Below are 5,778 nucleotides of genomic sequence, written 5' to 3'. Positions count from 1 at the left end.
TAATTACCTCCGATTCCTCTTTGGTAATTATACTTTATAAAGTTATTTTATTACATTCTTAAATGATCATTTATTTACATTCATATCTTAGCACTTATATAGAAGAGCTAAAAAAGAGCAAAATAGAAGATAATTTTAGATTGTTACAGGTTGTAGTTTAAACTACAACCTTTTTTTTTTGATTATAATAAAAAAACTTACTTGCAACTACTTAAGGTAATGTTAAAATATAGTGAATATAGTAATTAAAATGGGGGAGAAGAAGTATGCAAAAATATAATGAAGATAATCCAATGCTTGTCAACTCTATGGTATGTACTATAGATATATTGGGTTTTTCACAAATGATAATAGAATCATGTAACAATGAATATGGAAATAATTTACTTAAGGAAATTACATTGCTTATAAATAGAAATAAGCAATGTATAATTAAAAATAAGTACAGTAAGGGAAAAATAAAGGTATATACTGATAATATGATTGTAGGTTATCCTATAAAAGATGATGGAGAAGAAGAATTAAATGAAATATTAGATAATGTATCAGAATACCAGTTTAATTTAGCTTTAGAAGGTCTTTTTGTTAGAGGTGGAGTTAGTGTAGGTGATTTTTATATTAATGAAGACATAGTATTTGGGCCAGCTCTTTTAGATGCACATAATGTTGAAAGTAATTTAGCATGTTATCCAAGAATTGTACTAGATGATAAAACAGTTAGTAGATTACAAAAATATATAAATAATTATGATATAGCACCACAGAAAAATAAAATATTAATAGATAATGATGGAAAATGGTTTTTAAACTATCTAAATACAGTATTTAAATACTATACTCAATGTAATAATCAGTATGAGTTTGAAAAAATGCAGATAGAGTTACTTTTTAAACATAAAGTTAAGATAGAGGAAATGTTAGATTTACATAAAGAAAATATAAGGGTTTGGGATAAATATGTTTGGATAGCTAATTATCATAATTATTTTTGTAATATAAATTTTGAAAATGAGAAAGAATTAAGAATAGCTAAGAATAAGTTACTTTCATGGCCAAGGGGTATTTCAAATAATGATACTTAGCATTTAATATTAGTTTAATATATTGGTAGTGTACCAAAATAACTCTATAAAAATAATAAAATAAGGTTATTTTATAGAAATAAAGTCTGTAGTTTAAACTACAGGCTTTTTAATTTATTATTAATGGTTAATTTTTTTGAAGATAATTTCATATTACTACTAGTTTTATATAAAAATAAAAAAGAAAAAATATTTAAAAGTAGAAAAAAATGTATATAATTAAAGTATGAAAAGGTTTAAGTAATAAAAGTACTGTTATTAATAAAAGTGAATTTAGGGGGGAAGGAATATGAAAAAATTAGTTATGGCAATATTAACTATGATTATTATAGGAGGAATAGGATTTAGCGGATATAAGTTGTATGAATATAATGACAAGGCAATAAGTGAAATTGAAGTTGTACTTTTTAGTGCTCCTATAATAGAATTGGAGGCAGAAACAAAGTCAAAGAGAGTAGTTAATGAAGAACTTTTAGCAAAAGAAAATACTTTAAAAGAAAAAAATAAGGATTATAAAATGTGGATTAATATGAATGGAACTAACATTAATTATCCAATGCTTCAAGGACAAGATAATGATTTTTATTTATATGCGGATTTTGATGGAAACTATTATTACCCAGGAAGTATATTTATTGATTATAGAAATGACATAGAAAATGATAATAATTTATGGTTATTTGGTCATAATATGGCAGATGGAAGTATGTTTGCTGATCTTGTAAAGCTTAAAGATGAAACTTATTTTAATGAAAATCCAGAAATAGTTTTACTTAAAGATGGAATACAATATGTATATGAAATATTTGCAGTAAATGTTGTTCCAGCAGATGGAGCAGAAGTAGTTTTAGATTTTGAGAATGAAGATGATATGAATAAATATATGGAAAAAGTAAAGGAAAATTCAATATTTTATAGAGATATAAAAGCAGAGGATATAATAGATGAAGAGGGAATTAGTAGCTTAATAACCATGGTAACTTGTAGCTATGAATTTAACGATGCAAGAACTTTAGTATCAGCAGCGTTAAAGTCAGCTCAATAAAAACTATAAATATTAATATGCTAGGAGAAATTTAAGGATATTTAGAAGGCTTATAAATGAGTCTTCTATTTTTTATTTTAATTTATGTAAGCAGTATTTATAATAAAAAGAATTATATATACCAAATAATAATTTAATATTAAATAGATAGGTATAATATAAAAAAATGAAAATAAATTTCATCAAGAAAATTATATTAAAGTGAAAAAAACTTTCTTTAAAATGAAAAAAAAGTTAAAAAAGGTTCTATAAAATCGAAAAAAAGAAGAAAAAATAAATTTTACTCAAAAAAATGAAAATAATTTTTAAAAAGTATTGTAAAGAAAACAATTTCATGATAATATTTAATCACGGAAAAGATAAAAATTTTCAAAAATAAAAAACAATTTTAAATAGGAGGTAATTAGGCATGCTAAATAAGGTTAAAGGAAAGCTTATAGTATCTTGTCAAGCATTAGCGGACGAGCCCTTACATAGTTCGTTTATCATGGGAAGAATGGCTAAAGCAGCTAAAGAAGGTGGAGCAATAGCTATTAGAGCACAAGGTATTGATGATATTAATGAAATTAAAAAGGTAACTAATCTTCCTGTAATAGGCATAATAAAAGAAAATTATAAAGATTCAGATATATATATAACACCAACAAAAAAAGAGGTTGATGCTCTTTTAAGTACAAGCTGTGAAATGATAGCTTTAGATGCAACTAAAAGACAGAGGCCTAATAAAGAAAGTTTAAAAGAATTAATTGATTATATACATGAAAATAAAGTATTAGTTATGGCAGATATATCTACATATGATGAGGCAATAGAGGCGGCAAACTTAGGTGCTGACTGTGTTTCAACAACATTATCTGGATATACTAATTATTCAAGGCAAGAAGATGGAGTAGATTTAGAGCTTATAGAGAATTTAAGTAAAGATTTAAATATTCCTGTAATTGGAGAAGGAAAAATAAATACACCAGAGGATTTAAAAATGGCTTTTGAAAAAGGAGCATATTCTTGTGTTGTAGGCGGTGCAATAACTAGACCACAACAAATAACAAAAAGATTTACAGATGAAATACAAGATTTATAAAAATTAAAATTTTAAAGTTTAAGAAAACGTTTTAATATGGGGGGTTAATTATGAAAGGAATTTATTCAGCATTATTAGTATCATTTGATAAGGAAGGAAATATAAACGAAAAGGGACTAAGACAAATCATAAGACATAATATTGATAATTGTAAAGTTGATGGTTTATACGTTGGAGGAAGTACTGGAGAAAACTTTATGCTTTCAACTGACGAGAAGAAAGAAATATTTAAAATAGCTAAAGATGAAGTTAAAGATCAAGTTAAATTAATAGCTCAAGTTGGTTCAATTGATTTAAAGGAAGCTGTGGAACTTGCTAAATATACTACAGAACTAGGATATGATGCTATATCAGCAGTTACACCATTCTATTATAAATTCGATTTTGCAGAGATTAAATACTATTATGAAACAATAATTAATTCAGTAGAGAACAAACTAATTATATACTCAATTCCATTCTTAACAGGAGTAAATATGAGTTTAGATCAATTCGCTGAGTTATTTGAAAATGAAAAAATTATAGGAGTTAAATTTACAGCAGCAGACTTCTATTTATTAGAAAGAATGCGTAAGAGATTCCCAGATAAATTAATTTATGCAGGCTTTGATGAAATGATGCTACCAGCTACAGTATTAGGAGTTGATGGAGCTATAGGTTCAACATTTAATGTAAATGGTAAGAGAGCTAAGCAAATATTTGAATTAACTAAAGAAGGTAAAGTATCGGAAGCTTTAGAAGTTCAACATGTAACTAATGATTTAATAAGTGATATTTTAGATAATGGATTATATCAAACATTAAAATTATTACTTGCAGAACAAGGAGTAGACTCAGGATATTGTAGAAAGCCTATGAAGGAAGCTACAGAAAAAATGATCGAAAGAGCTAAGGAAATAAATAAAAAATATTTTTAAACTTAAAATAGAATAGGAGGGAGATATTATGGTCGGTTTTACATGGATAGACATGGTAGTTTTAGTTGTTTATTTAGCAGCGGTATTATTTGCAGGATTGGCTTTCTCTAAAAAGGAAATGAAGGGAAAAGAATTCTTTAAAGGGGATGGAACAATCCCCTGGTGGGTTACTTCTGTATCTATATTTGCAACTTTACTTAGTCCGATATCATTCTTATCATTAGCCGGTAACTCATATGGTGGAACATGGATTTTATGGTTTGCTCAACTTGGTATGCTTATTGCAATACCTATTACAATAAGATATTTCTTACCTTTATATAGTAGGTTAGAAATTGATACAGCATATCATTATCTAGAGAAGAGATATAAAAGCAAGGGTCTTAGAGTACTTGGAGCAGTAATGTTTATTGTATATCAAATAGGACGTATGTCTATTATCATGTATTTACCATCAGTAGTACTTGCTCAACTTACTGGAATCAATGTAAATATTTTAATAGTAGTTATGGGAATAATAGCAATTATTTACTCATATACTGGAGGATTAAAGTCAGTTTTATGGACAGATTTTATTCAAGGTGTAGTTTTAATAGTTGGAGTTGTTTTTGCATTAGGATTCTTAGTATTCAATATTAACGGTGGATTAGGATCTGTATTTGAAGCACTTGGTTCAGGAAAATTCTTAGCACCAAAAGAAGTTATATTCGATATAAATATATTTAAAAGTAGTGTATTTATAATAATAGTAGGTGCTGGTATAAACACATTTTCATCATATATATCAAGTCAAGATATAGTTCAAAGATTTACAACAACAACAGATTTAAAGCAATTAAAGAAAATGACTTATGGAAATGGTGTATTATCAATATTCTTAGCAACAGTTTTCTATTTAATAGGAACAGCGTTATTCGTATTTTATAACCAAAATCCACAATTACTACAAACAGCACAACAAGATCAAATATTTGCATCATATATTGCTTTCCAATTACCAGTAGGTATAACAGGGATATTACTTGCAGCTATATATGCAGCATCACAATCAACTTTATCAACTGGGCTTAACTCAGTTGCAACAAGTTGGGCTTTAGATATTCAAACTGTTTTTTCTAAGAATATAAGTTCAGAAAAGCAAACAAAGATAGCTCAATACATATCTTTAGGAGTAGGAATATTAGCAATAGCAGTAGCAATTATTCTTGCTAATGGAGAAATTAAATCAGCCTATGAGTGGTTTAACAGCTTTATGGGATTAGTACTTGGAGTTTTAGCTGGTACATTTGTATTAGGAGCATTTACAAAGAAGGCTACAAGTATGGGAGCTTATGCAGGATTTATAGTATCAGCTATAATAGTTGTAGTATTAAAGTATAAAGTACCTAATGTTACTTCATGGTCATATTCATTAATATCTATATCAGTTTCACTTATAGTTGGATATATAGTAAGTTCAATTCAAATTAATATGAATAAAAAGGCATATAAAACAGAGGATAACACAACGATATACTTTAAAAAAGATTTTAAAGAAGAGTCTAGAGATGTAGTATAATTAAGTATTGTTAGATTTAAAGGGGCTGTCGCACTAAATAATTAGTGCGAGGCCCCTTTTGCAAAAAAAAAAAATAAATCCCAGACTCTATAAGC

Annotated in this window: 5 protein-coding genes; all 5 read left to right on the top strand. The window is 27.0% G+C overall.

Going from position 1 to position 5,778, the window contains the following annotated elements; translation table 11 throughout:
• Positions 1-266 precede the first annotated feature (266 nt).
• The 5 genes from HCG76_RS18625 to HCG76_RS18605 all read left to right on the top strand — a co-directional run bounded on the left by HCG76_RS18625 (position 267) and on the right by HCG76_RS18605 (position 5,683).
• Complete coding sequence (locus tag HCG76_RS18625; RefSeq protein ID WP_221701763.1) at positions 267-1,082, top strand: hypothetical protein; 816 nt, start codon at positions 267-269, stop codon at positions 1,080-1,082.
• Between the two features lie 289 nt (positions 1,083-1,371).
• Positions 1,372-2,127, top strand: coding sequence for a class B sortase (gene srtB, locus HCG76_RS18620; RefSeq protein WP_221701762.1), 756 nt, complete (start codon positions 1,372-1,374; stop codon positions 2,125-2,127).
• A gap of 409 nt (positions 2,128-2,536) precedes the next feature.
• The gene (locus HCG76_RS18615; protein WP_221701761.1) at positions 2,537-3,208 is read left to right on the top strand and encodes an N-acetylmannosamine-6-phosphate 2-epimerase; all 672 of its coding nucleotides are present in this window, start codon (positions 2,537-2,539) and stop codon (positions 3,206-3,208) included.
• A gap of 50 nt (positions 3,209-3,258) precedes the next feature.
• Positions 3,259-4,125, top strand: a complete 867-nt coding sequence (locus tag HCG76_RS18610) for an N-acetylneuraminate lyase (protein ID WP_221701760.1) — start codon at positions 3,259-3,261, stop codon at positions 4,123-4,125.
• A 28-nt stretch (positions 4,126-4,153) separates the two neighbouring features.
• Positions 4,154-5,683: a sodium:solute symporter gene (locus tag HCG76_RS18605; RefSeq protein ID WP_221701759.1), complete on the top strand. Its 1,530-nt coding sequence runs from the start codon at positions 4,154-4,156 to the stop codon at positions 5,681-5,683.
• Positions 5,684-5,778: the final 95 nt, after the last annotated feature.

It is taken from the genome of Clostridium sp. K13 (assembly GCF_019734195.1).
Classification (GTDB): Bacteria; Bacillota; Clostridia; order Clostridiales; family Clostridiaceae; genus Clostridium.
The sequence above is the reverse complement of the archived record's forward strand: the minus strand, read 5'-3'. Positions and strand labels throughout refer to the sequence as shown.

Excerpts from the sequence above, each read along its gene's own strand:
- HCG76_RS18625 (WP_221701763.1), top strand. The coding sequence starts at position 267 with ATGCAAAAATATAATGAAGATAATCCAATGCTTGTCAACTCTATGGTA.
- srtB (WP_221701762.1), top strand. The coding sequence starts at position 1,372 with ATGAAAAAATTAGTTATGGCAATATTAACTATGATTATTATAGGAGGA.
- HCG76_RS18615 (WP_221701761.1), top strand. The coding sequence starts at position 2,537 with ATGCTAAATAAGGTTAAAGGAAAGCTTATAGTATCTTGTCAAGCATTA.
- HCG76_RS18610 (WP_221701760.1), top strand. The coding sequence starts at position 3,259 with ATGAAAGGAATTTATTCAGCATTATTAGTATCATTTGATAAGGAAGGA.
- HCG76_RS18605 (WP_221701759.1), top strand. The coding sequence starts at position 4,154 with ATGGTCGGTTTTACATGGATAGACATGGTAGTTTTAGTTGTTTATTTA.